Genomic DNA, 24,545 nt, shown 5'->3' with positions numbered 1-24,545 from the left:
ACCTGTTTTCCATGCGGCCCACGCATCGGCGCTTGGTGGGCACCACTGTAACTGTACTGCGCGGCTGACCTCGTGCCCGGCAAGGGGGTTTCTGCGACAGGTTCCATCCTCGATACCTGCCACGCAAACAGCCGCTACCTTGCAAAAAAGCGGGCGGCACCGTTGGGTACCGCCCGCTTGAAATTATAATCCGGCGCTGCCAACCCTGATCCTAGGGTTCAAGGGCCTCGCGCGGGTCAAGGAAGGTTACCTGCAGGCGCGTGGCCGTGGGGTTGGGCTTGCGAATTTTGGTTTCGACATTCAGGGTTTTGCCAACTGGCAAAATCTGTTCCGCAATCGGCATTCCGGCATCGGTTTGTGCCGCTTGCTGGTCAAAGATCAGCGCCATTTTTTTGCGTTGAACCACCCGGTCCAGCGGATCAAGCAATTCAATCAGCAAATAGGGCAAGGGCCGGTCTATTTTGCTGATATTGACGATTTCGGCCCGCACCACCAAAACATCCACCCCGTCTTCTTCTTCACGGGTCGGTGGCATTTCCTTGATATCAAGGCCTTCGCCAACATGGGGCACATCAAGCCCGACCATGTCATAAACCTTGGCAATAGGTGGCCACGCATTAATCAGCGTGTCCTTGGCATAATAGGCCCCGGCACCAATCCCGCCGATAATCAGCAAAAAGAAAATCCAGCCGACGATGCCTTTTTTCGATTTCGGACCGGGCTCGTCCTTGCGGACAAGCTGACGCGGGAAGGGCGGCGGATCGGGAATACGATCGGCCCCTTCAAAACCGGCATCAACATCGCCGTCAACCTGACTGGCGGCAAAACTGGTAGCCACATGGTCAAACGAGGGCGAGACATCCTCGCCCGCCGATGGTGCCACGGGCGGCGGCGCGGCCGGTGCAGCAGGTTTTGCCCCCGGAGGGTCCTGATGCCAGCTGTTGCCGCAACTTTTGCAGCGTACAGTTCTGCCTTTCGGTCCGATTGACTCGGCCTTTACAGAGTATTTTTTAGAACATTCTGGGCAAGTTATGATCATTGCAAACCTGGCATAAAGCTGTCAGCAGCTGGAATTCCGAACCTGAGAACAGGAACCTTGTGAATACAGGAAAAACGGTTAACGGACACCCCCCGCTTTTCGCCGCTTCATACTATATGTAAATAGCGCCGATTTAACAGACTGTTAAGCAAAGATAACAGAAGCTTGGCAAAGGCGGGCCAGAAACTGCGTTCCAGATCACATACAGCGGCGTTAAAACAGGCCCGTGAACGATATTTTTTTAAATTAAAACAACGCCGTGACCAACTGCTTGCCGGTCGCGTTTGCATATCCACGCATTTTTAAGGCATTTTCGGGTATAAGCCGGTCTGTGGTGTCGTTTACGAACATGGTACCACAGACCACAAACACGCAGTCAGGAGGACGCAGGTGAACGATGTCGTCAGTTTTCGCAATGTCGGGGTCCGCTATGAATCCGGACCGGAAATTCTGCGTGAACTGAACTTTTCCCTGACACGCGGCAGTTTTCATTTTTTAACCGGGGCATCGGGGGCAGGGAAATCCACCCTGATGCGTCTGCTCTATCTGGCATTGCGGCAAACGCGCGGTGAAATCAGCATTTTCGGGCGCGACAATATTCGCATCCCGCGTGATGAACTGCCCGCCATCCGCCGCAAAATCGGTGTGGTGTTTCAGGATTTTCGCCTGATCAACCACTTATCGACCTTTGAAAACGTGGCCTTGCCCTTGCGCGTTGCGGGCGTAGAAGATTTGCAAATTCGCAAAAACGTGACCGAATTGCTGGAATGGGTCGGGCTTGGCGATCAGATCAACGCCATTCCATCGCGGCTTTCGGGCGGGCAACAGCAACGCGTGGCCATTGCGCGCGCCGTCATCAGCCGCCCGGCATTGTTACTGGCCGATGAACCGACCGGCAATGTGGATGACCGTATTGCGATGCGGCTTTTGTACCTGTTCGAGGAATTAAACAAACTGGGCACCACAGTGTTGATTGCCACCCATAACCGCCACCTGATCCGCCGGTTCGGGCACAAGCACTGGCTGCTTGAAGGGGGTACCATTCACGACCTTGACCACCGGCCCCAGGCATAACGACCAGCATAACGACAGATAAAAGCAGGAAATACCCAGGCATTATGGCATTCCGTTCCCGTCCCTCGCATTTGCCGCTTGAAAACGATTCGTCAAGCCGGTTCCTGCCCAGCATGGTTGCCCTGATGGTGGCGTTGCTGACATTTTCCATTGTCGGCCTTGCTGTTTTGCACGACACCGTTGGTCGCTGGGCCACCCAGATTGACGGCAGCCTGACCATTCAGGTGCCGCCCACCGGTTTTTCACAGCTTGAACCCGAAGAACGCGATGCCGCCCTTGAAGACCGGGTGCAAACCATTATTGCCGCCGTATCGGGCCAGCCCGGTGTTGCCCGCATTGCCGAGCTGAGCCCCGATAAAATGGTCGAGCTGCTTGAACCGTGGCTGGGCCCCAATGAAATGATCAGCGACCTTCCCATCCCGCGCATCATCGAAATTACGCCCTCAACCGGGTTTGATTATAACGTGCTCGAAGCAACAGTTTCAAAAACCGCGCCCGAAGCCGTGCTGGATGACCATCGCATCTGGCTCGAACGGATCAGCGATGTGGCGGTATCGGTCGAAATGGCGCTGTTGGCGTTAATCGGGGTTTTGTTTGCCGCCACCACATTGTCGGTTTTCTTTGCCACACGGTCGGGGCTTTCGATCCATAAATCGATCATAGAATTGCTGCATCTTATTGGCGCACCCGACAGTTATATTGCCAGCCAGTTTGCCCGCCACACCATGCGGCTGGCATTTTTGGGCAGCCTGATTGGCATTGGCATTGCCCTGCCGGTTTCGATTTTAATCGGTTATCTGGGGCTGCGCGCGGGTTGGCAAATTCCGACAGCGCTTCATTTACCGCTGTTTTTTGTGCTGGTTCTGTTTGTGCCTGTGACCATATCAGCCGTGGCATGGCTCACGGCAAAGCGCACCGTGCTACAGGTGTTGCGCAGGATGCTATAACCACAACATTGATTTTATGTTGTTTTATCCCATACACTTCGCGCACCCTTGCACTTTGCACGGCTAGACAACCCCACCCCGAATGTGCGTAAAGTGAGCAATAACGCCTGATCACGATTGATGCATTCCATGCGATATAATGGGAGACCCACGATGCGGCTGCGTCCCGGCGCCACCAAAGGCATCCCGGAATGAAGAGAACCCGAACTGTGCCCCGCTCGGTCCAGAACCGTCGGCGGTCACACCGTGTGCGATTCCTGATTTCCACCGTGATTATGCTGGCGTTGACCTGGACGGTCGGCTTTTTCTGGTATGTCGGGCAAATTCCCGATCACGTTCCCGCCCCCTATCAAAAAACCGACGCCATTGTTGTGTTGACCGGTGGCAGTGAACGGCTGAGCGAAGGCCGCCGCCTGTTAAACCGCCATCTGGCACAAAAGCTGTTTATTTCCGGGGTGTATCGCGGGGTTGAGGTGGACGAGCTGCTAAGCGCCGGGCACGCCGACCCTGATCTGGTGGCATGTTGCATTGTTTTGGGCCATGTCGCGGAAAATACCCGTGGCAATGCCATTGAAACCGCCACCTGGGTTTACAAACAGGGCTATCACAGCCTGCGCATCGTGACGGCAAATTACCATATGCCGCGCTCGCTGCTGGAATTTCACAATTTAATGCCCGATGTCGAAATTGTTGCCCATCCGGTATTTCCCGAAAATGTCAAAGTGGATGACTGGTGGCGTTGGCCCGGCAGTGCTGCGTTAATTTCAAGCGAATATAACAAATATCTGTTTGCGGCTTTTCGCAACAAGATGCTGGAATGGTTTCCATCCGCGCGCGAAAGTTTGCCCGCCGCCCCCGATCAAAACCCCGACAACAACCAGCTTTCAGCCGCCAATCCGATCAATAGCGAAACAGGCCACCCCCGGGTGCAACAACACGCAACCACCCCCGATGCCGCGCACGCCGTTTTGGGCAATCAGGGTTAAGGGCGGGTTGGATGCTTACGCATTTTGGGCATGTGAAGCATTTATTTCACATTGCGCGCAAAACCCCCTAAAAGACCAAGACGCAATGAATCTGGTTTGAAGGACGTAAAGATGAGCACAATGCGTGCCCTGATTTTCAACATCCTGTTTTTTGGCGGCACAGCCGTTGAATGTCTGGTGCTGTGGCCGTTTTTGTTTTTCGGCCCCAAAATCGCCCAAAAAACCGGGCGTTTCTGGTGCATGTGGGTCCAGTGGATCCTGAAAATAACCGTCAAGCTGGAACCCCGCATTGTTGGTGGCCAGTATCTGCCCGATGGACCGTGCATTCTGGTGTCCAAACACCAGTCCGCGTGGGAAACACTGACCTTTCATACCCTGTTGCATGATCCGGCCTATATCCTGAAAAAGGAACTGATCGATATTCCGGTTTTTGGCCTGTTTTTAAAATATTCAGGGCAAATCCCGGTGGATCGTTCTGCCGGTGGATCGGCCCTTAAAGACATGATCAAGGGGGTTGATTCCGGGTTGAAACGCGGCGCACGCGTGGTGATTTTCCCCGAGGGAACCCGCACCCCGCCGGGATCAGACCGCCCCTATCATCCCGGTGTTTATGCCCTTTACCGGGCTTTCCCCGATGTCCCCATGATCCCGGTTGCGCTTAATTCCGGCATGTTCTGGGGCCGGGCAAAGTTTATGAAATATAGCGGCAAGGTGACGCTGGAATATTTGCCGCCGATGGAACCGGGGCTGGATCGCAAAACCTTTATGCGCGAAATAAAATCGCGCATCGATGATCGCACCCGCGAGCTGGAAAAAATCGCGCAGGTCGAATTTGACCTGCCGCCGCCGCCGCCCACACCGGGCATCACCGACCTTGATGATGCGGCCAAACCCGATAATTCCGCCACCACCGCCAATAACACCCCCCCGTCAAATGCCAGTGGGCCCCAAACCACAGCATAAACAGGCGGACGGTGCATGGCACGGCACGGCACGGCACGGCAGCGCAAAGTACGAAGAACATAATCATCGATAAAGGCCGGTCAGAAATTCTGACCGGCCTTTTGCATGGAATTTGATGGTTCTGGTAACGTGGGAATCAGGCAGTTTGGGCCGGGGCCGGTTTGGGCACGCGCCGGGTCGCCCGCCAGATGCCCACCGCTATCAGAGCGATGCCGCCCAAATGGTATAAATGCAGTTCTTCACCCAGAAAAATAACCGCCAGCACACTGGCAAAGGCGGGCATTAAATACAGGAACACGCCGGCATTGGCAGCACCGACCATACCCACACCCCGGTTCCAGAACAAATACCCCAAAAAGGCCGGTCCTGCGCCGATATAGGCGATTTTGATCATATCGGGCCATGCCGAGTCCAGCCGGGTGAAATACGGGTCGCCGTTAACCAGAATGCTCCACAGATAGATCGGCGTCAGGTAAACCAGCCCGACCACGATGGAGGCAAAAATCAAACTGAACGGATGAATGCCGCGCGGCGCGTATTTTAACAGCATCGAATAGGCCGCCCAGATCATCGCCGAAATCAGCGCGAACAGATCGCCGGAAACAAAATTCATTTCCAGAAAAACGTTAATGTCGCCCTTGCCAATAATTACCGCCGTGCCCAAACCGGCAATCAGCACGCCAATCCACTGGGTCATGCGGGGTTTATCCGCCGTTAATAACGCGGCAAACAACAACACCCAGATCGGCGTTGTCGCATTCAAAAGGCCGGTATTGACCGCCGTGGTATTATAAGCCGCCAGATAAATCGCAATGGTGAACAAAAAGGTGCCGGTAGTGCCAATGAAAAATATCGGTTTCCACCCCTGAAGGATCAGCGGCCAGTCGCGGCGCAATTTGCCCATACAAACCGGTAACAACAACAATAACGCCACCACCCAGCGCCAGAACGACAAGGCCGCCAGCGGTACGGACGCATTAACCCCGCGCGCCACCACATGGTTGGACCCCCACATCAGCGCGCAGGCGATTAACAACATATAGGCGATCATGGGGACAGTCGGTGTTTTGCCCGCCATTGAATTTGCCTCAGACATCAAGTTCCCCCCGAACCTGCCGCAAGGCACATATATGCCACAGCAGGGTCCTTATGTGTCAGGCCGGGTTAAATCCCCGCCCCCATGTTTAATTGTCCATATTCGCGACGCACCAGATCCATCAAATCATGTAACGGCGGATCAACAATGCCCATCTGATCAAGATGGCTGACCGTATTTTCAAGATATTCCAGATTGGGGCCAACATTACCATAGGCCGCGGTAATAATTTCAGCCGCCTGTCGCATGGGCAGGTTACCGGCATATTGCGGGTGCGACGGGTCTGCCACATAGGTATGGGCAATAACGTGGCGGCCATCGGCCAGTTCCACATCCACATCGGCCGGAATATAGGTGTTGGTCACCAGTTCGCGTTCATCAAGATAGGCTTTGACCAGTGGCCAGTTTTGCGGTTTGACGCGAAACGCCATGCCGTGGCATTCGCCCCCGGCTGACAGGCCCAGAACCAGCCCCGGATTTTCCGGCGTGCCCCGGTAATGATGGGAATAAATGCAAAATGAGCGGTGATAATCGCGCAACAGCGCCTGGGCGCGTTCCTCGCAGGTGAAACCGGGCCGCCATAACAGCGAGCCATAGCCAAACACCCATTTATCATCGCGGCCTGCATCGCCCGTCATTCAAATCCTCCCGGATCGTTATTGGTGCTGTTTGATCATCCCGACCCTAACGTTTTGACATCACCATGGCCACCCCAAGGGCGGCAACCCCAAAACCGACAAAACCCAAAACGCCAATCTGTTCATCAAATAACAGCCAGGCAAAAAAAGCAGCCGTGGGCGGCACCAGATAAAACATGCTGGCGACCCGGGTGGCTTCGCCCTGCTTGATCAGCACCATCAGCAGCATGATCGCGCCGATGGATAACACCAGCACCAGCCACGCCAGAACCATGGCAAAATCCAGTGTCCAGTTAACATGGCGGGTTTCAAACGAAAAGGCGGCAATGGCCACCAAAACACTGGCCGCGATATATTGAATAACCGTGCCGCTACGCAAATCCATGCCGGTGCAAAACCGTTTTTGATACAACGTACCTGCCGTCATGCCCAAAAGGGCGCCAAGGGCCAGCAACACACCAACAACGGTAATGCCGGACCCATCGCCAATTTTTGGCCCCAGCACCAGACCGACACCGACCAGCCCCAAAGCCAGCCCCAACCATTGCCGCGATGTAACCCGTTCGCCCAGCAACGCACCCACCACCGATGCGGTTAAAACCGGCTGCATGCCGACAATCAGGGCCGATAAACCGGCGGGCAAACCATGATGGATAGCGGCAAAAACCCCACCCAGATAAATGCCATGCACCAGCATCCCGGCGACTGCAATATGCAGGGTTTCGGCCCATGTTTTGGGCCAGCGCGCGCGCATCAGCCACACCACGGGCAGCAAAATGGCAATCACCAGCAAAAACCGGATCAGCAAAAAGGTAAAGGGTTCGGCATAGGGCAGGCCAAATTTGGCACCGACAAAACCCGTGCTCCACAAAAAGACAAACACAAACGGCATGAACCGGGCAAAGGCCGGGTGGTTCGATATATTTTGTGCGGGCATCACTGGGGTTCCTTGCGGGCAGCACCGTGGATTACGGCCTTTGTCACTGCCAAACAACATTGGCACCGAAAAAGAGGCCCGTTAAAACAGGCCTCTATCTATCAGGCAGGTTATGCGTCGAGCTTGGGATCAGAATCAGGAACAGAATCAGACGCAGCATCAGGATTGGTGCTCGCATCCGGTTTGGGCTTTTTGCTTTTCCCGCTTTCGTCAGACTGGCGGTCTTCGCCCTCGGCCGAGAAATTGGTAAAATATTGCCCGGCATCGACAATGCCCCGGCGAATTTCGCGGGTGCGCGAAAAAAGCTCGAACAGTTTGTCACCCTCGCCCCAGCGAATGGCGCGTTGCAGGGCCATCAGGTCTTCCTGAAAACGCCCTAAAACCTCCAGCACGGCTTCGCGATTGTTTAAAAACACATCGCGCCACATGGTCGGGTCAGACGCGGCAATACGGGTAAAATCCCGAAAGCCCGAGGCCGAAAACTTGATCACTTCCTGGCGCATTGCATCTTCAAGGTCGGTTGCGGTGCCGACAATGGTGTAGGCAATCAGATGGGGTAAATGTGATGTAATGCCCAAAATGCGATCATGATGATCGGCATCCATGCATTCCACCCGCATGCCGCAGGCTTCCCACAAGGCCTGAACCTTGGCATTGGCGGCATCGGGCACGCCGGGGATCGGTGTTAAAATGCACCAGCGCCCTTCAAACAGTTCAGGAAAGCCCGCATCGGGGCCGGAATGCTCCGTCCCGGCCAGCGGATGGCCGGGGACAAAATGCACCCCTTCGCCCAGATGCGGGGCAATATCGCGAATAACCGCCTGTTTGACCGAGCCAACATCGGAAACGATGCAACCCGGTTTAAGGTGGCCTTCAAGCTGCTGGCCGATGGTTTCGTTAATGCCCACCGGCACGCACAGCATTACCAGATCCGCGTCTTTGACCGCGCTTTCGATGTCGCAATAGGCATAATTGGCAATGCCCAGTTCCAACACCCGGTCACGGGTGGCTTCGGAACGCACGGCACAGCTGATGCTGCCTGCCAGACCGTCGCGGATCATGCGACGTGCCATGGAAGACCCAATCAGGCCCATGCCAATAAATGCAACTTTGTCAAACAGCGGGGTCGTCGATGCGGAACTGGTCATTTTAATTCGCTATAAAATCTTTGATTGTTTGCAGACAGATCTGCATTTCTTCAAGCGTGCCGATTGAAATACGCAACATTTGCGGCAAGCCATACGCGCCGATTTTGCGCGGAATAACCCCACGCGCCATCATGAACTCGTTGGCGGCATCGGCGTTTTTGCCTTCAGCCATCGGGAATTCAACCATGACAAAATTGCCATAGGACGGATGGGCCTTCAAACCCGACAATTTGTTAATTTCCTCGCGGAACCATTCCCGTGTTTCCGAGTTATGGCGCACGCAGGCATTCACAAAATCGTCGTCTTCAAGGGCGGCAACACCGGCTTCTTGTGACGGCAAACCAACATTGAACGGGTTGCGCAGGCGTTGCAACACATCGGCAATGGCGGGCGGGGCATAACACCAGCCCAGACGAATACCCCCCAAACCATAAATTTTGGAAAATGTCCGGGTCATAACCGTATTGTCACCCTTGGCCACCAGTTCGGCCCCGGCGGTATAATCTTCCTGGCCGGTCATAAATTCGGCATAGGCAGCATCAACCACCAGCAAAATATCTTCGCGCAGGCCATCACGCAGGCGTGCGACCTCGGCCGAGGTAATATAGGTCCCGGTCGGGTTGTTGGGGTTGGCAACAAACACGATTTTGGTTTTATCGGTGACTGCTGCCAAAATAGAATCAACACTGGCTGTCATGTTGGTTTCAGCCGCCGTGACCGGCACCGCCCCCACACCCTTGGCCGCAATCGGATACATCAGGAAGCCATGCTGTGAATACAGCACTTCATCGCCCGGCCCGGCATAGGCCCGAATCAACAGCGTAATCAGTTCGTCAGACCCGGCACCACATACGATCTGATCAAATTCCAGATCGTATTTTTCCGCCAGTTTCGCGCGCAGAATATCACTGCCGCCGTCGGGATATCGATGCAGTCTGGTGGCAGATTTTTGCAATGCTTCGATGGCCTTGGGGCTGGGGCCAAGCGCGCCTTCGTTGGACGACAGCTTGATCACGCGGGTGGCACCTGCTGAGCTGGATTTACCACCAACATAAGGGGCAATATCAAGGATACCGGGACGGGGGGTGGGCGCAGTCATAACAGGAAACTCCCTGGGGAAATATTCGTATGGTCGTTTGGTCGTTTACATTTCGTCGGCCGGGATCGGAACACCATAAGCCCCCAACACCCGCACATCACCACATTTCAATCCATGATCCAAAAGGGTGCGTCGAAAATTTTCGCCCTGATTACAAAGGAATCCGGGCACATCAACAAGGACAAAACAATGGTTTGTCGCATCGGGGGTAAAAACGCCAAGGATTGCCGAACCGGGGCAGGCTTTGGCAAAATCTTTGCGCAAGGCGGCCTCGTCACCGGGCAGATCCACCGTCACCACAAACAGGGTGCGGTCATCGCCACTTTCTTCCAGCTCAATCGCGGCCAGAACAAACCCTTCGGTATCTTCACCGCGCCCAACGGGCCGCCCGCCAAAGGGCAGCTTTGACACGACCCGAACCGCACTTTCAGGGCCAATCAGCGGCCACCATGAATGGCCTTCGCCCGGTACCGGGGCGGGAAACACACCGACAGCGGCCCGACCATCTTCGAGTGCATGAATGGCTTCAAGCTGGCTGTCAAATTCGACAATTTCATTAAGGCAGCCAAAATTAAGCCGGGCCAGTTCCCAGCAATCCTGCCCGTCGGCATCGCGGCACAGCGCAACCGTATAGGGCGCTTCAAGGCGCGTACCTGCCGCAATCAGTTCCCGCCATATTTGAATAAGGGCGGTTTTGGGAAAGGCCCCGTCGTGGCGGCGCACCAATGTGCGCATGATCCGGGCCTCGCGCGCAGGGCGGTAAGGCACATGCACCTTGCTGCCCTGTGCAATCTGCCGGTCCTTGAACGCGCCAACGGCCTGCACCACACGGGTACGGCGAATGATCAATGCCTGCATCGCCTGATCGATCTCGTCGATTTCAGCGCGCAGCTCGTTAAGGTCAAGATTTGCCAAATTTTCGTCGTTTTGCGCCATGATCCACTCTTTTGCCAAACGGCGCTCAGTTTTAGGGAACTACCCGCCATTTGCAAAGAAAAGATTGACTAAAAGCATGCCTGTTCCTAACTGGAACGAACAAAAAAGGCGGGCGCGACGTTTGGCGCGCCCCATATGCCCGTGCAAAGGAAGACAACGTTTATGTCCATTTCTGCCCCGCTTTCGCGCCGCGCCCTGCCTGGCCATCAGATTGTGCTGGGCGAAACCGACAAATTGCGCCTGGATAGCGGTGTTGATTTTGGCCCGTTTACGCTGGCCTATCAAACCTATGGCGCGCTTAATGCCAATAAATCCAACGCCGTTCTGGTGTGCCACGCCTTAACCGGCGACCAGTATGTTGCCGACGACGTCCACCCGATTACCGGCAAGGAAGGCTGGTGGCGCGCCATTGTTGGCCCCGGCAAAATTATTGATACCGAAAAATACTTTGTTATTTGCACCAACGTGATTGGCGGCTGCCTTGGCAGCACCGGCCCCAAGGAAACCAACCCCGAAACCGGCAAGCCGTGGGGACTGGATTTTCCCGTCATCACCATTGCCGATATGGTGCGCGCGCAGGCGATGCTGATTGACCATATGGGCATCGATACCCTGTTTGCCGTTATTGGCGGATCCATGGGCGGGATGCAGGTGCTCGAATGGTGCAAAAGCTTTCCCGACCGGGTTTTTGCCGCCGCCCCCATTGCCACATCCTATCGCCATTCAGCGCAAAACATTGCCTTTCACGAAGTGGGCCGACAGGCGGTAATGGCCGACCCCGACTGGTGTGGCGGCAATTATTTGCTCGAAGGCAAAAAACCCGCCCGTGGCCTGGCGGTGGCGCGGATGACAGCGCACATCACCTATTTGTCCGAACCGGTTTTGCATCGCAAATTTGGCCGTAAATTGCAAAATCGCGGCGCAATTACTTATAGCTTCGATCATGATTTTCAGGTCGAAAGCTATTTGCGCCATCAGGGCAAATCCTTTGTCGACCGGTTTGATGCCAACAGTTACCTTTATATCACCCGGGCGATGGATTATTTCGACCTGTCGGTGGAATTTGATGGCCGTCTGGCCGAGGCATTTCGGGGCTCGAACACGCGGTTTTGCATCATTTCATTTTCGTCGGACTGGTGTTTTACCACCGCCGAAAGCCGCCGTTTGGCCCATGCGCTGAATGCGGCGTCGTGCAATGTCAGTTGTGTGGAAATTGAAAGCGACAAGGGCCACGACGCCTTTTTGCTTGATGAACCCGATTTTCACATGGTTCTTAGCGGCTTTATCCAAGGGGCCGCCGAAGCGCGCGGATTGAATTAAGATTATGACACAAATATCCTCACAAACCGCAGCCCAGAACGGCACTGCCACCGCCACCGCCCCGTCCGATCGCATCCGCGTTGATTTGCAATTAATTGCCGACATGGTGGAACCGGGCACGCGCGTGCTTGATATCGGCTGTGGCGACGGCGAATTGCTGGGTTATTTAAAACGCACCAAAAAGGTCGATGGTCGCGGGCTGGAACTTTCAAACGAAGGCGTGCGCAATTGTGTGGCGCAGGGCCTGCCCGTTATGCAGGGCGACGCCGACCGCGATTTGCACGATTACCCCAACGATGCCTTTGATTACGCGATTTTAAGCCAAACCTTGCAGGCAACCAACCGCCCGCGCGAAGTGCTGGCCGAATTGCTGCGCATTGGCCGCAAGGCAATTGTATCCTTTCCCAATTTCGGCCATTGGCGGGCCCGGTTTGATTTGATGTTTCATGGCCGCATGCCGCAAAACCCCAACCTGCCAATCATGTGGTACGAAACACCCAACATCCATTTCTGCACCGTGCGCGACTTTGTCGCCCTGTGCAAAGACATGGATCTGATCATTGAACGATCCATGGTGCTTAATGAAAGCGGCTCAAAGGTCAGCCTTGGCAGCCATTCAAACCTGGCCAATTTTTTTGGCAATCAGGCCTTGTTCATGCTGAGCAAAAAGGGCTAGAGCATGTTTCCTTTAATAAGACCCATTTTGTTTAATTTTGACGTGCCGTTTGGCAAGGCACAGCGCGCCGCGCGATGCGGCGCATCGGGCAAGCGGTGTAACGCCGTCAAACGCCGTCAAAATTAAACCCTCCGGGCCCGCGCATTTTGCTGCTCGGCAAGGAGAAGTCAGCAGGGCGTAACGGGGTTACGGACAAGGATTTCGACGTAGCCGAGCAGCAAAATGCGCGGGCAGAATGGGTCTTATTAAAGGAAATATGCTCTAATCGCCCGCCTATCCCTGCTGCATCCATCACAAAACCTCCGCTGCTGCGTCAATCGACCTGAACATGGCGCAATCGGGGGACGCAGGATGGATATTTACGGGGTTAAAAAACAGATCCGGCGGGGCTGCATCTGCGCGATGCTGGCTTTGCTGGCGGCATGCGCGCAAAAGGCCGATGCCCTGAAACTTTCAGCCCATCAGTTTGGCGTTGAAACCGGTCAGGCGATTTCCGCCCTGAATGATTTGCGCACGGCCCAATTCAGTGCGCCGATACGCAGTCGCGATGCGCAGCAAGCCGGTTTCATTGCCAACCTGGCGCAATTTACCGGCACCCTGACCGCGCAAAACCTGCCGATCCTGATTAACCCCGATGCCATCACGATTGACCCGGCGGAGAATGCCCGCTGGCAGCATGAAATGGCAAATCTGCGCACCCAGTATCAAAGCTTCGCCGCCATTTTCAGCGATATTGGTCAGGATGACATTTTTGGTGCAAGCACCATCAAGGCATCGGCACCGTTATTGCGCAAACTGCGCAGCCAACTGGCGTCGCTGGCGCAAACACTGGGTACATCGCCGCCGGTATTTCTGGTGCGCCGCGATGCATTGGTGGCCAGTATTAACAAAATCCACAGCAACTCATCCCTGCCCGAGGCCGCCCGCACCAGCCAGATCAAGGAGTGGTGGCAACAATGGCAAAACCTGAACCGGGATGAAAAAACCGCGTATCAAAATGCCCTGCACCATTTTGTTACCGCAGGCCAGTTGGGCGAGCAGTTGCAAAACCAGATCGAAAATTACGATAAAATCAGCACGCAAACCGTGCTGGTCGGCATCGACAAAGGATTGCGACTTGTGGCCGAAAACCGGGATTTAAGCGAAAGCCAGCTTAAACAAAAAGCCCGCAGCATGATGGATAGCATCACCAAACAGGCCCAACCCTAGCACTGCTTCATATGCTGCTTCACATGCCCCTTGATATGCCGTTTCAAAAACAGATCACCGGAGTCCCCTATGTCGGATTTAACCAACCTGATCAGCGCCGCAATCTCAGCATTTTCTGCCCTTGATGCCCACTATCAGGCGGCAAATATCACTCAGAAAACCACGCTGGCGGCCAGCCGCAATCAGGCTGCCAATGCCGTTATCAAGTTGCGCGATCGTCAGGTCGCACAAGACATCACCATTAACCCCGCCGACATTACAAAAATAAATGCCCTGACCGCCAAGGTGCAAAACGGGGCCGCCTTGCAAGCAGGTTTGACCGAGTTTTTGGATATTGTGAAAAATTACGTCCCGGTTTAGGGCTGCGCCGGTTTTACAGGTTACCAGCGCCCCAAATCGTCTTCATCGCCCGCTTTGGCGGCAACCCATTTTTCGCCACCATCGGTTTCTTCGCGTTTCCAGAACGGCGCGCGGCTTTTTAAAAAATCCATAATGTAATCGCAGGCTTCAAACGCCGCCCGGCGATGGGCCGATAGCGTAATCACCAGCACAATGCGGTCCCCCGCCAGCAAGCGGCCAAACCGGTGGATAATGCGCACCCCATCCAGCGGCCAGCGTTCCGCAGCATCGCTGGCAATTTTTTCAAGCTGGCGTTCGGTCATGCCCGGATAATGTTCCAGCGTCATGGCGCTGACATTTTCATTCCCGGCAACGTCGCGCACCAAACCAACAAAACTGACAGCAGCCCCGATATCGGTACGGCCATCGGTTAAGGCGGAAAGCTCGCAACCGGGGTCAAAATCGTGTTGTTGAACGCTGATCATTGCCATGGGGAATGCCCTGTCTTGGTCGGCGGTGCGGTGCAATACGTGCCGTGCGGCCGTCGGGTTAATCCAGATGCTTAAGCCCGGTGCGCAAATAGATATAGCCGGTTTGCACGGTAACAAGGCCCGCAATCCACAATAACACATCACCAATCAGGATCGACGGGATCAGATCGGGCGATGCGTCGCCGACCAGCAAAAAGCCAAGGGCAAGAATTTGCGCCGTGGTTTTCCATTTTGCCAGCACGGTAACCGGCAAGGGCACCTTAAGCTCCGCCAGATGTTCGCGCAGGCCCGAGACCAGAATTTCGCGGCACATAATAATCACGGCGGGCAAAACCGACAGCCCGGAAATACGGCCAAAGGCCACCATCATCATTAACGCAGCCGCGATCAGCAATTTATCGGCAATCGGGTCCAGGAAGCGGCCCAAACGCGAGGCCACGTTCATGCTGCGTGCCAGATAGCCATCAAAAAAATCCGTGACCCCGGCCAGAGCAAACAGCGTAAACCCGACCCAGTTTGCGGCCGGCCCCTCGATATAAAACGATGCGACAAGTGCCGGGATCACGATAATTCGCGACAATGTCAGCAGATTGGGGATCTGTTTTTTCATTCAAACGGGCCTGTGTCCGGAAATTTCACGACGAGACAGCTTATGGTCATCTTAACAGGTCGACCCTGGCTATCTGACTTGCGGCCAATTATTAAAGCCTATGGCCGCTCTTAACAAGCAGCCAGATGGTTAATATCACGCCTGTCATTAAACCTTTTTGATCGTTCTGTTTCGTGAACGCACAGTTGCCACATTGCCAGCTATTCCCGCCCCGCCCGGATCGGTAAGTTAGCTTCATACAGCAAGCCAATGTAAACGAAACGAAGGAGGCTGCCCTTGAAAATCCATAGGAATGCAATGTGATATCACCTTGGCGGTGTGTGCCCATTATGCCGCTTTGGTGATTTTTCCCGACATTGCCTCTTCCCGAAACGTTTTCTCTTTTCCTTTTTGTCGTGGTCAACTTCCCCCCCCCGACCCCGTGACCACGGCAGATTTAGCGGCCCCCTTCCCCAGGGGGCCGTTTTCTTTTGCGGCACAGCTTTTTTCGCAACAAGCCGGTTACATCAGCAACCGCAATCTGATCGTCGCAAACACGGTTTTATTCCTTCGCCCCAAGCCCACCCTGCCGCATTTTTTGTGTGCAGCGCGCTGATAGAAAAAAAACTTCAAACTTTTTTGCCCCGTTTTTTCAATCACGGCTGCGCCTTTAGGCGAATGATCCCCATACTGTGCAACGCAGCATTGGTAGGACCTATTGACAGTCTGGCGTTTTTTGCCATTATTCATCCTACCAATAATAATTAAAAGATCGGCGCTATTGCGCTGAAATCATTAGGGCGGAAACATATCCCTGCAACCAGACATCAGGGATAAGGAACATTCGATGACAATAGCAGATCCCGCATGGCGTTCCGGCGCATCGGTTGCGTGTGATAAAATTGGCCGTGCCATTGTTTCGGGCCGATTTGCCGAACATTCGCGCCTGCCCAAGGAAGCCGAACTGGCCGCCGAATTTGCCGTTTCACGCAACACCCTGCGCGAAGCCATGAAGGCGCTGGCGGCCAAATCACTGATCGAGATTGCGCCGCGCCGGGGCACACTGGTTTTACCCCGGTCACGCTGGAACATTCTGGATCGCGATGTGGCCCAATGGGCCGCCCAGATTTTTATCAACGATCCCGGCTTCATGAATGAATTGCTGGCTTTTCGCCGCCTTTTGGAACCTGCCGCCGCCGAGGCCGCGGCCCTTCATGCCACCCCGGCAGAGGCCGCCGACATTCAGGCAGCCTATCTTGAAATGGCCCGTGCAGTAGAGGTCGATGACCTGGAAACCTGGGTGACTGTAGATATCGACTTTCACAAGGCGGTTTTTCGCGCTTCGCACAACCGGTTCATTCAGTCGGTGGCAGACTCCGTAATTCATGCCCTGCGCACCAGTTTTTTAGCCGTAAGCAACCAGCCCAGCAGTTATGCCCAGAATTTGCAAAACCATAAGATTCTGGCCGATGCAATTGAAAACAAAGATTCCGAAGCGGCCAAAAAAACCGCGGAAAAACTGATCGAAACAACCGCCAACGTCCAGCGGAAGATGCTTCGATAACCTGACCACCCCGCAAACAGGCAACCATAAGAGTTACCCTTGCAAAACAAACGATCCAGTGGAGGAAACACATGAAAAAGATTACAACCCTTGCCGTGCTTGCCGCGTCCGTTTTTGCCGCCAGCCCGGCCTTTGCCGAATATCCCGAACGCCCGATTACCCTGATCGTGCCGTGGTCTGCCGGGGGCGGTACCGATGCCGTGGGCCGCACCATTGCGCAAGGCCTCCAAGAACAGCTTGGCAAGCCGGTTAATGTGGTGAACCGCACCGGAGCGGGCGGCGTTGTGGGCCATACCGCCATGGCCGATGCCGACCCCGATGGTTACACCATTGGTTTGGCCACCGCCGAAATCACCACCTATAAATCGATGGGCACCTCGCAAATCACCTATCAGGATTTAACCCCGATCGGGCTGGTAAACTTTGATGCCTCGGCCTTTAACGTTTCCACCGACAGCGACTGGAACGACGTTAAATCCGCCCTTGATGATATCAAGGCCAATCCCGGCAAATACAAAATGTCGGGTTTCCCGGTAGGTGCGGCGTATCATTTGGCCTTTGCCGGTTTTCTGAATGACAACGGCATTGATCCAAAATCGGTTCCGGTTGTGCCCAGTCAGGGGGCGGCACCGGGCTTTCAGGAGCTTGCGGCTGGCGGTGTTGCCATTGTGCCATCGTCCCTGCCCGAAGCCGTGCCAATGCGCCAGGCAAAACGGGTGAAAACGCTGGCGGTTTTGTCAGACAAACGTCTGGATGCCTTCCCCGATGTGCCGACAATTGAAGAAGCGATTGGCAAAAAAGCCGTCGGCGGTACGTGGCGCGGCATTGTAACGCCCAAGGGCGTTTCCGATGAGGTGGCACAAAAACTGGAAGCTGCCCTTAAAACCGTGGTGGCATCGCCTGAATATACCGATTTCATGAGCAAACGCGGCTTTGGCGTTAAATGGCTTCCCTCGGGCGAGTTCGAGGAATTCATGAAAAACGCCAATGAAAGCAACGCTGCCGTGATCAAGAAACTTGGTCTTGGTCAGTAAGGCTAAATCCCGTTGATCGAAACCGGTCAACGGGGCCCTTCGTGGCGGGCGGGTAAAAACAAACCCTTGCCTATTGCGGCATAAACCGCACGGCACCGCCGCGCCTGGCCCGGTTCCCATAAGCTGGCCTTACAGGAACCGGGAATAACAATTGCGTTTTCGGATGCTGACATGAAAATCAACGATGCCCTTTTCGGGATTGTCTTTGTCCTGGTGGCAAGCGCGATCCTGATCACGGTGCAATCGTTTCCGACCCTGCCGGACCAGCCCTATGGTCCGGCAACTTTCCCCACAATCATTGCCACCATCATGATACTGGGTGGCATTGCCTTGTGCGTTTCGGGGTATCGGGAACGGGCACACCAACCCTTGATCCGGCTTGCAGCCGTTATGAAAACCCGCGACGGCCTTGTGCGTATGGCCTGTGTGCCGGTTTTCATGATCCTTTATATTTTGCTGAGCAAACCTGTCGGCTTTCCCATTGTGGTGCCGGTCTTGCTGGCGGGTTTTCTGGTCATCACCACCCGGAAATTGCTGAAATCGGTGATTATTGCCGCCGTAACAACCGCCCTTTTATGGCTGTTCTTTGTCGATTTTCTCATGGTGTCCCTGCCTTTGGGTATCCTGACCAAGGTGATTTACTGATGGATGTATTTTATTCAGCGCTTGAGCAGGTCTTTCGCCCCGATGTGTTACTGATCATTTTGGGATCATCGATTTACGGCATTGTCATTGGTGCAATTCCCGGCCTGACCGCCACCATGGGCACCGCCCTTTTGGTTCCGTTAACCTTTTTCATGGACCCGGTCCCCGCCATTGGGGCCATTGTGTCGGCCACCACCATGGCGATTTTTGCCGGTGATATTCCCGGTGCGCTATTGCGTATTCCCGGCACCCCGGCATCGGCGGCCTATACCGACGAAGCCTATAAAATGCGCCAAAAGGGGCTGGTCGAACTGGCGCTTGGCACCAATGTCATTTGCTCCATGATTGGCGGGCTGGTCGGCGTGCTGGTACTGGTGCTGGCCGCACCGCAAATTGCCGAATTTTCGCTGATGTTTTCCAGCTATGAATATTTCTGGCTGGCCGTCCTGGGCCTATCCTGTGCCATCATGGTATCGCGCGGTTCGGCAATTAAAAGCGCCCTGTCGCTGACCATCGGGCTGATGCTGTCCATGATCGGCATTGATGTGGTGATGGGCATCAAACGGTTTACCTTTGGCGATACCGAACTGGTCGGGGGTATTTCCATTATCCCGACCCTGATCGGCATGTTTGCCATTACCGAAATTTTACGCAAAATTGGTGAATTGCGTGAATTGCCCCCCGTACCGCCGGTACGTGTATCGCGCATGATGTCGGGTGTGGGATCGGCAATCTGGAAATATAAGGGCGGTGTTGCACGATCATCTATTCTTGGTACCATGATCGGCGCATTGCCCGGTGCCGGGGCCGATATTGCCGCCTGGGTTGCCTATGCGGTATCAAAAAAGTTTTCAAAAACACCGGAAAAATACGGTGAAGGCCATATCGAAGGCATTATTTCCGCCTCCAGCGCCAATAACGCCGCGCTTTCCGGGGCCTATGTGCCAACGCTGGTTTTTGGCATTCCCGGTGATACCATTACCGCCATTCTGATCGGCGTTTTACTGATGAAGGGCATTACCCCCGGGCCGATGGTTTTTGTCATGGATGCCGGGTTGGTCAATGCCATTTTCATGGTGTTTGTGCTGGCCAATGTCATCATGGTGCCAATCGGGATTGGTGCGGTTTTGATGTCGCGCCATGTGCTGGGCATTCCCCAGGCCATATTGTTTCCCATCATTTTGCTGTTTTGCGTCATTGGTGCCTATGCCGCCAATAACACCCTGTTTGATGTCTGGGTGATGCTGGTGGTGGGGCTGGTCGCCTATGTGCTGGAGGAAAACGATTTCCCGCTGGCGCCAATGATATTGGCCCTGATCCTTGGCCCCTTGATTGAAGAAAACTTCATGAAATCCATGATCAAGGCCGACGGGCATTTGATTGAATTTTTCTCGCGCCCGGTCAGTGGCACGCTCGGTGTTGTCACGCTCACGATCTGGGCCTTGATGATTTTCATGCATTTGCGCCATGCCAAACGCAAACAAGCCGCCAGCTTGCCCACATGACCCGCTTAGCATCATCGCCTTTACCACCTGCGCCACCATCCGACTATTTTGCTTATCAGAGGTTCCCATGACCAGAACGATTGTCGTTATCGGCGGCTCTAGCGGGATTGGCCATGCCATCGCGCGCGGCTTTGCCCAGCAAGGTAATGACCCGCACGGCACGGACAATGGCAAGGCCCATGTCATTGCCACCGGTATCGAACCGGTTGCCCCGGCCGGTTTTGCCGAAGACATACTTGAATTTCAAACGCTTGATGTTGCCAATACCGAAGTGGTGCAGGCGTTTTTCTCGACCCTGGACCAGTTGGACGTGCTGGTAAACTGTGCCGGAATCATTCGCCGTAACGGGGCCGAATTTACCGCCAGTGGCTTTGAACAAGTGATCGACATTAACCTGACCGGTACGTTGCGCTGTTGCGAGGCGGCAAAACCGCTTTTGTCGCAAAGCCGTGGCTGCATCATCAATACCGCATCGATGCTGACATTTTTTGGCAGTGCGTTTTCCCCCGCCTATTCGGCATCGAAGGGCGGCATCGGCCAATTAACCAAATCGCTGGCCAGTGCGTGGGCCCCTGATGGCATTCGCGTAAATGCCATTGCCCCGGGCTGGATCAAAACCGATTTAACCGCTGCGCTGGAAAAAAACAGCGAACGCAGCGCGCAAATCATTGCCCGCACACCGATGCAACGCTGGGGCACGCCCGATGATCTGGTGGGACCGGCATTATTTTTGGCATCCGACCAGGCAGGATTTGTGACCGGATCAATCTTGCCGGTCGATGGGGGCTTTTCGGCCAATTAACCGCGCCAATGATGAAAGGATTTCACCATGACAAATTTTGACAATGACGCCGATCTTTTCAAAACCCTGAAAAACGATTTGTTCACCGCCGTGATTGGCGATGTTTTGGACCAGATGGGCCTGACCCGACAATTTTTGCCCGCCGAAATTGCCCCGCTGCAACCGGGCACCAAAATTGCCGGGCGGGCGATGCCGGTGTTAGAGGCCGATATATTTGATTTGGGCCACCCGGCATCAAATGGTCCGCTGGCCAACAAGCCGTTTGGCCTGATGCTGGAAGCGCTTGATGATTTGCGGGAAAACGAAATTTACATCGCGACCGGGGCGTCGCTGCGCTATGCGCTGTGGGGCGAATTAATGTCGACCCGTGCGCTGCACCTCAAAGCCGCCGGAGCGATCCTTGATGGTTATGTCCGCGACGCGGCAGGCATTCGTGGCCTTGGTTTCCCCGCCTTTTGCCGGGGCATTTACGCCCAGGATCAGGGACCACGCGGCAAGGTGATTGATTATCGCTGCACCATCGAAATTGGTGGCGTCAAAATTGCCCCGGGAACACTTCTGTTTGGCGATGAAGAAGGCGTTCTTGCCATCCCCGCCGAGGCCGAACACGAAGCCATCGCCCGCGCACTTGAAAAGGTCAAAAGCGAAAATGTCGTCGCCGATGCCATCAAGGGCGGCATGAGTGCGACCGAAGCCTTTGCCACCTATGGCGTGATGTAAAGCCGCCGCCTTTCATTCCCCAAAGACGGATCGTCAAGATCAAGGAGAGAGCAAAATGACCAAGGACAGCCAGGATCTGGCCAAAATGCCCTATCAGCTGGCGATGCCAGCCGAAGCCGGGCGCGACATTGTGGTAGAACATGCCATTCCCAAGGATGACCGCATTTGGGTACCACAGGCCGAAAATGTGTGGTTTCGCCCACTTTGCCTGAATGCCAGCCAGGGATACTGGGTGAATTTGCTAAAAGTACGAAAATCGGGCGTGCTTAGCCGCCACCGCCACCCCAACCCGGTGCATGGCATGGTTTTGAAGGGGCGCTGGCATTATCTGGAACATGACTGGGTTGCCAATGAAGGGGGCTATGTTTACGAGCCGCCGGGCGAAACCCACACATTGGTGGTTCCCGACGATGTCGAGGAAATGATCACGATGTTTCAGGTTAACGGCGTGATGTATTATGTCGACCCGTGGGGAAAACACATGGGCTATGAAGATGTTTTCACCAAAATCGACATGTGCCGCGCCCATTACGACAAAATCGGCCTGGGTGCCGATTATGTTGACCAGTTCATTCGCTAAACTATTTGAAAATGTATCAGGCGGGGTCGATAACGGCCCGCCTGATACAGATTTATTGATACCGGGGCAACGCCGCCCTTAATCATCGTTATGGAAATGGCCGTAAATCTTGCGTGCAATGGCAGCACTGATGCCGTCCACCGCTTCAAGGTCGGCCAGCCCGGCATCGGCCACCCCGCGGGCAGAGCCAAAATGATGCAGCAACGCCTTTTTGCGCGCCCCGCCAATGCCCGGCACATCATCAAGCACGCTTTTGCCAATCTGTTTGGACCGTTTGGCGCGGTGTGTGCCAATCGCCCAGCGGTGTGCTTCATCGCGCAGGCGCTGAATGAAATACAGGATCGGGTCTTTCTGATCTAACCGCACGGGTTCCTTGCCGGTGATGTGCAACACTTCCTTGCCCGCGTTACGGTCCACCCCCTTGGCAACGCCCACCAGCATCACATCTTCAATGCCCAGATCTTCCAGCACCTGTCGTGCCACACCCAACTGGCCCAAACCACCATCGATCAGGCACAGGTCGGGCCATGTGCCATTTTCGCGGTCCGGGTCTTCTTTTTGCGCGCGGGCAAAGCGGCGGGTTAAGACTTCGCGCATCATGGCAAAGTCATCGCCCGGGGCGATGTCGCCCTTGATGTTAAATTTACGATAGGCATTTTTCATGAAGCCTTCCGGCCCGGCGACAATCATGCCGCCGACCATATTGGTGCCCTGAATATGGCTGTTATCGTAAACTTCAATCCGTTCGGGCGGGCTATCCAGGTCCAGCTTGTCGGCCAAACCATCTAACAATTTGCGTTGCGATGCACTTTCGGCCATGCGCCGCCCCAGGGCCTCGCGGGCATTGGTCATGGCATGGTCAACCAGCTTGCGCTTGCCGCCGCGCTGGGGCACATGCAGCTCAACCTTGTAGCCATTATTAATGCACAGGGCTTCTTCGACCAGTTTCTGGCCTTCGATATCGTGGCTTAGCAGCACCTGGCGCGGGGCCGGTTTGTTGGCATAAAACTGCCCGACAAAGGCCGACAGAATTTCGGGAATTTCGGCCGATTGTTCATGACGCGGAAAATAGGACCGGTTGCCATAGTTGGAGCCGCTGCGGAAAAAGAACACCTGCACACAGCTTTGCCCGCCTTCATGATGCAAGGCAATTACGTCGGCTTCTTCCAGCCCTTCGAGGTTGATATCCTGATGCGATTGAATTTGCGACAACGCCCGGATGCGGTCGCGATACATCGCGGCCTTTTCAAATTCCATGTTTTCCGACGCCGCCAGCATGCTGGCTTCCAGTTGCTTGAGGATGACTTTGCTGCGCCCGGATAAAAAGTCGCGGCAAATATCGACCAGCCCGTCATATTCGGGTTTGGAAATGCGATCGACACAAGGGCCAGAACAGCGCTTGATTTGATAAAGCAAACACGGGCGCGACCGGTTGGCAAAAACAGAATCGGTACAGGAGCGCAGCAAAAAAGCGCGCTGCAAATGGTTAATCGTGTTGTTCACCGCCCAGGCCGAGGCAAAAGGCCCAAAACAACTGCCATCCTTGGCCCGGGCCCCGCGATGTTTCACAATCCGTGGATAGCCGTGATCCTCGGTGATCAGGATATAGGGGAAGCTTTTATCGTCGCGCAGCAAAATATTGTAACGCGGTTTAAGCTTCTTGATCAGGTTGGATTCAAGCAGCAGGGCTTCGGCTTCGGTGTGGGTGGTGATAATTTCCATTCGCACGGTTTGTGCCACCATGCGCGCAATGCGCAGGGCCAGCCGGGCAATATGGGTGTAGCTGGTCACCCGTTTTTTCAGGTTCTTGGCCTTGCCGACATAAAGCACCCGTTCCTTCTCGTCGACCATGCGATAAACGCCCGGCGACCCCGGCATTGTCTTTAACGCGTGTTTGATCGCGCTGACCCCGCGCCCGGCTTTACCGTCGTGAAGATCGTCCAGCGACAATTCAATATCGCGCGGTGCAGGGCTTGGCGGTACGGGGGAGGTCATCGGGTGGTCCTGAATTGTGCAATTAACAGGCTTTTACAAGCCAACAGCAAAGTTTCTATACGATGGTCTAGCCGAATCAGCTTAGATAATTACAGTTTACCAAGGGAATCGTCCCCCCTGAAAAGTTTCCACCAAGGCTGTGGATAAGTATGTGGGTAATACGGGGGCTGAACTCTGCAGCCGTTGGGAGTCTTAACGTTCTATGAATTGCCC

25 protein-coding genes and 1 pseudogene are annotated in these 24,545 nt (G+C 54.8%); 15 read left to right on the top strand and 11 right to left on the bottom strand.

Annotated features, from left to right (window positions below; translation table 11 throughout):
- Positions 1-211: 211 nt before the first annotated feature.
- Together TMES_RS03450 and TMES_RS23465 are read right to left on the bottom strand one after the other, a co-directional pair.
- Positions 212-883, bottom strand: coding sequence for a DUF3426 domain-containing protein (locus TMES_RS03450; RefSeq protein WP_158091178.1), 672 nt, complete (start codon positions 881-883; stop codon positions 212-214).
- A 60-nt stretch (positions 884-943) separates the two neighbouring features.
- Positions 944-1,039: pseudogene (locus tag TMES_RS23465) on the bottom strand (zinc-ribbon domain-containing protein); the annotation flags it as partial.
- 390 nt (positions 1,040-1,429) lie between these two features.
- Here TMES_RS23465 and ftsE point away from each other — a divergent pair.
- The 4 genes from ftsE (at position 1,430) to TMES_RS03430 (ending at position 5,009) form a co-directional block, all read left to right on the top strand.
- Entirely contained in the window at positions 1,430-2,113 is a 684-nt protein-coding gene (gene ftsE / locus TMES_RS03445; protein WP_085579386.1) for a cell division ATP-binding protein FtsE, read from the top strand.
- Positions 2,114-2,157: 44 nt separating this feature from the next.
- Positions 2,158-3,060, top strand: a complete 903-nt coding sequence (locus tag TMES_RS03440) for a cell division protein FtsX (protein WP_085579384.1) — start codon at positions 2,158-2,160, stop codon at positions 3,058-3,060.
- 191 nt (positions 3,061-3,251) lie between these two features.
- Positions 3,252-4,046: a YdcF family protein gene (locus tag TMES_RS03435; RefSeq protein ID WP_085579382.1), complete on the top strand. Its 795-nt coding sequence runs from the start codon at positions 3,252-3,254 to the stop codon at positions 4,044-4,046.
- A gap of 111 nt (positions 4,047-4,157) precedes the next feature.
- Positions 4,158-5,009 carry a lysophospholipid acyltransferase family protein gene (locus TMES_RS03430; protein ID WP_085579380.1) on the top strand — a complete coding sequence of 284 codons (852 nt, stop codon included), beginning with the start codon at positions 4,158-4,160 and terminating at the stop codon, positions 5,007-5,009.
- Between the two features lie 136 nt (positions 5,010-5,145).
- Here the strand turns inward: TMES_RS03430 and TMES_RS03425 are convergent, their stop codons facing one another.
- The 6 genes from TMES_RS03425 to TMES_RS03400 all read right to left on the bottom strand — a co-directional run bounded on the left by TMES_RS03425 (position 5,146) and on the right by TMES_RS03400 (position 10,863).
- Positions 5,146-6,105, bottom strand: coding sequence for a DMT family transporter (locus TMES_RS03425; protein WP_085579378.1), 960 nt, complete (start codon positions 6,103-6,105; stop codon positions 5,146-5,148).
- 68 nt (positions 6,106-6,173) lie between these two features.
- Positions 6,174-6,743, bottom strand: a complete 570-nt coding sequence (locus TMES_RS03420; RefSeq protein ID WP_085579376.1) for a gamma-glutamylcyclotransferase — start codon at positions 6,741-6,743, stop codon at positions 6,174-6,176.
- 46 nt (positions 6,744-6,789) lie between these two features.
- Complete coding sequence (locus tag TMES_RS03415) at positions 6,790-7,680, bottom strand: DMT family transporter (protein ID WP_085579374.1); 891 nt, start codon at positions 7,678-7,680, stop codon at positions 6,790-6,792.
- Between the two features lie 110 nt (positions 7,681-7,790).
- Positions 7,791-8,828 (bottom strand): prephenate/arogenate dehydrogenase family protein, encoded by a 1,038-nt coding sequence (locus TMES_RS03410; protein WP_085579372.1) that lies wholly within the window; start codon positions 8,826-8,828, stop codon positions 7,791-7,793.
- 1 nt (position 8,829) lies between these two features.
- The gene (gene hisC, locus TMES_RS03405; protein ID WP_085579370.1) at positions 8,830-9,927 is read right to left on the bottom strand and encodes a histidinol-phosphate transaminase; all 1,098 of its coding nucleotides are present in this window, start codon (positions 9,925-9,927) and stop codon (positions 8,830-8,832) included.
- A gap of 45 nt (positions 9,928-9,972) precedes the next feature.
- Positions 9,973-10,863, bottom strand: coding sequence for a chorismate mutase (locus TMES_RS03400; protein WP_085579369.1), 891 nt, complete (start codon positions 10,861-10,863; stop codon positions 9,973-9,975).
- A gap of 162 nt (positions 10,864-11,025) precedes the next feature.
- Between TMES_RS03400 and metX the strand changes: the two genes are divergently transcribed.
- The 4 genes from metX (at position 11,026) to TMES_RS03380 (ending at position 14,428) form a co-directional block, all read left to right on the top strand.
- Positions 11,026-12,183 carry a homoserine O-acetyltransferase MetX gene (metX, locus tag TMES_RS03395; protein ID WP_085579367.1) on the top strand — a complete coding sequence of 386 codons (1,158 nt, stop codon included), beginning with the start codon at positions 11,026-11,028 and terminating at the stop codon, positions 12,181-12,183.
- A 4-nt stretch (positions 12,184-12,187) separates the two neighbouring features.
- Positions 12,188-12,859, top strand: coding sequence for a methionine biosynthesis protein MetW (gene metW, locus TMES_RS03390; RefSeq protein ID WP_085579365.1), 672 nt, complete (start codon positions 12,188-12,190; stop codon positions 12,857-12,859).
- A gap of 351 nt (positions 12,860-13,210) precedes the next feature.
- Positions 13,211-14,068, top strand: coding sequence for a hypothetical protein (locus TMES_RS03385; protein ID WP_085579363.1), 858 nt, complete (start codon positions 13,211-13,213; stop codon positions 14,066-14,068).
- 69 nt (positions 14,069-14,137) lie between these two features.
- Positions 14,138-14,428, top strand: a complete 291-nt coding sequence (locus tag TMES_RS03380; RefSeq protein ID WP_085579361.1) for a hypothetical protein — start codon at positions 14,138-14,140, stop codon at positions 14,426-14,428.
- 20 nt (positions 14,429-14,448) lie between these two features.
- Here TMES_RS03380 and TMES_RS03375 read toward each other — a convergent pair whose 3' ends face one another.
- Entirely contained in the window at positions 14,449-14,898 is a 450-nt protein-coding gene (locus TMES_RS03375; RefSeq protein ID WP_085579359.1) for a molybdenum cofactor biosynthesis protein MoaE, read from the bottom strand.
- Positions 14,899-14,956: 58 nt separating this feature from the next.
- Positions 14,957-15,508 carry a CDP-diacylglycerol--glycerol-3-phosphate 3-phosphatidyltransferase gene (gene pgsA, locus TMES_RS03370; RefSeq protein ID WP_085579357.1) on the bottom strand — a complete coding sequence of 184 codons (552 nt, stop codon included), beginning with the start codon at positions 15,506-15,508 and terminating at the stop codon, positions 14,957-14,959.
- Positions 15,509-16,334: 826 nt separating this feature from the next.
- Here pgsA and TMES_RS03360 point away from each other — a divergent pair.
- The 7 genes from TMES_RS03360 (at position 16,335) to TMES_RS03330 (ending at position 22,337) form a co-directional block, all read left to right on the top strand.
- Entirely contained in the window at positions 16,335-17,051 is a 717-nt protein-coding gene (locus TMES_RS03360) for a FadR/GntR family transcriptional regulator (RefSeq protein ID WP_085579353.1), read from the top strand.
- Between the two features lie 71 nt (positions 17,052-17,122).
- A complete protein-coding gene (locus TMES_RS03355) occupies positions 17,123-18,085 on the top strand; it encodes a Bug family tripartite tricarboxylate transporter substrate binding protein (protein ID WP_085579351.1) in 963 nt (320 codons plus the stop codon).
- 171 nt (positions 18,086-18,256) lie between these two features.
- A complete protein-coding gene (locus tag TMES_RS03350) occupies positions 18,257-18,730 on the top strand; it encodes a tripartite tricarboxylate transporter TctB family protein (RefSeq protein WP_085579349.1) in 474 nt (157 codons plus the stop codon).
- A complete protein-coding gene (locus TMES_RS03345; RefSeq protein ID WP_085579347.1) occupies positions 18,730-20,235 on the top strand; it encodes a tripartite tricarboxylate transporter permease in 1,506 nt (501 codons plus the stop codon). Before TMES_RS03350 ends, TMES_RS03345 begins: the two co-directional genes overlap by 1 nt.
- Before the next feature lie 67 nt (positions 20,236-20,302).
- The gene (locus TMES_RS03340; RefSeq protein WP_085579345.1) at positions 20,303-21,037 is read left to right on the top strand and encodes an SDR family NAD(P)-dependent oxidoreductase; all 735 of its coding nucleotides are present in this window, start codon (positions 20,303-20,305) and stop codon (positions 21,035-21,037) included.
- A gap of 27 nt (positions 21,038-21,064) precedes the next feature.
- Complete coding sequence (locus TMES_RS03335; RefSeq protein ID WP_085579343.1) at positions 21,065-21,757, top strand: RraA family protein; 693 nt, start codon at positions 21,065-21,067, stop codon at positions 21,755-21,757.
- Between the two features lie 55 nt (positions 21,758-21,812).
- The gene (locus TMES_RS03330; RefSeq protein ID WP_085579341.1) at positions 21,813-22,337 is read left to right on the top strand and encodes a 2,4'-dihydroxyacetophenone dioxygenase family protein; all 525 of its coding nucleotides are present in this window, start codon (positions 21,813-21,815) and stop codon (positions 22,335-22,337) included.
- A 78-nt stretch (positions 22,338-22,415) separates the two neighbouring features.
- Here TMES_RS03330 and uvrC read toward each other — a convergent pair whose 3' ends face one another.
- Positions 22,416-24,332, bottom strand: coding sequence for an excinuclease ABC subunit UvrC (gene uvrC, locus TMES_RS03325; protein ID WP_085579339.1), 1,917 nt, complete (start codon positions 24,330-24,332; stop codon positions 22,416-22,418).
- Positions 24,333-24,545 lie beyond the last annotated feature (213 nt).

Source organism: Thalassospira mesophila, from assembly GCF_002115755.1.
GTDB lineage: Bacteria > Pseudomonadota > Alphaproteobacteria > Rhodospirillales > Thalassospiraceae > Thalassospira > Thalassospira mesophila.
This window is presented reverse-complemented; position numbering and strand designations above follow the sequence as displayed.

Excerpts from the sequence above, each read along its gene's own strand:
- TMES_RS03435 (WP_085579382.1), top strand. The coding sequence starts at position 3,252 with ATGAAGAGAACCCGAACTGTGCCCCGCTCGGTCCAGAACCGTCGGCGG.
- TMES_RS03345 (WP_085579347.1), top strand. The coding sequence starts at position 18,730 with ATGGATGTATTTTATTCAGCGCTTGAGCAGGTCTTTCGCCCCGATGTG.
- TMES_RS03350 (WP_085579349.1), top strand. The coding sequence starts at position 18,257 with ATGAAAATCAACGATGCCCTTTTCGGGATTGTCTTTGTCCTGGTGGCA.
- metW (WP_085579365.1), top strand. The coding sequence starts at position 12,188 with ATGACACAAATATCCTCACAAACCGCAGCCCAGAACGGCACTGCCACC.
- metX (WP_085579367.1), top strand. The coding sequence starts at position 11,026 with ATGTCCATTTCTGCCCCGCTTTCGCGCCGCGCCCTGCCTGGCCATCAG.
- TMES_RS03355 (WP_085579351.1), top strand. The coding sequence starts at position 17,123 with ATGAAAAAGATTACAACCCTTGCCGTGCTTGCCGCGTCCGTTTTTGCC.
- TMES_RS03330 (WP_085579341.1), top strand. The coding sequence starts at position 21,813 with ATGACCAAGGACAGCCAGGATCTGGCCAAAATGCCCTATCAGCTGGCG.
- TMES_RS03385 (WP_085579363.1), top strand. The coding sequence starts at position 13,211 with ATGGATATTTACGGGGTTAAAAAACAGATCCGGCGGGGCTGCATCTGC.
- TMES_RS03430 (WP_085579380.1), top strand. The coding sequence starts at position 4,158 with ATGAGCACAATGCGTGCCCTGATTTTCAACATCCTGTTTTTTGGCGGC.
- TMES_RS03375 (WP_085579359.1), bottom strand. The coding sequence starts at position 14,898 with ATGGCAATGATCAGCGTTCAACAACACGATTTTGACCCCGGTTGCGAG.
- TMES_RS03335 (WP_085579343.1), top strand. The coding sequence starts at position 21,065 with ATGACAAATTTTGACAATGACGCCGATCTTTTCAAAACCCTGAAAAAC.
- hisC (WP_085579370.1), bottom strand. The coding sequence starts at position 9,927 with ATGACTGCGCCCACCCCCCGTCCCGGTATCCTTGATATTGCCCCTTAT.
- pgsA (WP_085579357.1), bottom strand. The coding sequence starts at position 15,508 with ATGAAAAAACAGATCCCCAATCTGCTGACATTGTCGCGAATTATCGTG.
- TMES_RS03420 (WP_085579376.1), bottom strand. The coding sequence starts at position 6,743 with ATGACGGGCGATGCAGGCCGCGATGATAAATGGGTGTTTGGCTATGGC.
- TMES_RS03360 (WP_085579353.1), top strand. The coding sequence starts at position 16,335 with ATGACAATAGCAGATCCCGCATGGCGTTCCGGCGCATCGGTTGCGTGT.
- TMES_RS03415 (WP_085579374.1), bottom strand. The coding sequence starts at position 7,680 with ATGCCCGCACAAAATATATCGAACCACCCGGCCTTTGCCCGGTTCATG.
- TMES_RS03425 (WP_085579378.1), bottom strand. The coding sequence starts at position 6,105 with ATGTCTGAGGCAAATTCAATGGCGGGCAAAACACCGACTGTCCCCATG.
- TMES_RS03410 (WP_085579372.1), bottom strand. The coding sequence starts at position 8,828 with ATGACCAGTTCCGCATCGACGACCCCGCTGTTTGACAAAGTTGCATTT.
- TMES_RS03380 (WP_085579361.1), top strand. The coding sequence starts at position 14,138 with ATGTCGGATTTAACCAACCTGATCAGCGCCGCAATCTCAGCATTTTCT.
- uvrC (WP_085579339.1), bottom strand. The coding sequence starts at position 24,332 with ATGACCTCCCCCGTACCGCCAAGCCCTGCACCGCGCGATATTGAATTG.
- TMES_RS03440 (WP_085579384.1), top strand. The coding sequence starts at position 2,158 with ATGGCATTCCGTTCCCGTCCCTCGCATTTGCCGCTTGAAAACGATTCG.
- TMES_RS03340 (WP_085579345.1), top strand. The coding sequence starts at position 20,303 with ATGACCAGAACGATTGTCGTTATCGGCGGCTCTAGCGGGATTGGCCAT.
- TMES_RS03400 (WP_085579369.1), bottom strand. The coding sequence starts at position 10,863 with ATGGCGCAAAACGACGAAAATTTGGCAAATCTTGACCTTAACGAGCTG.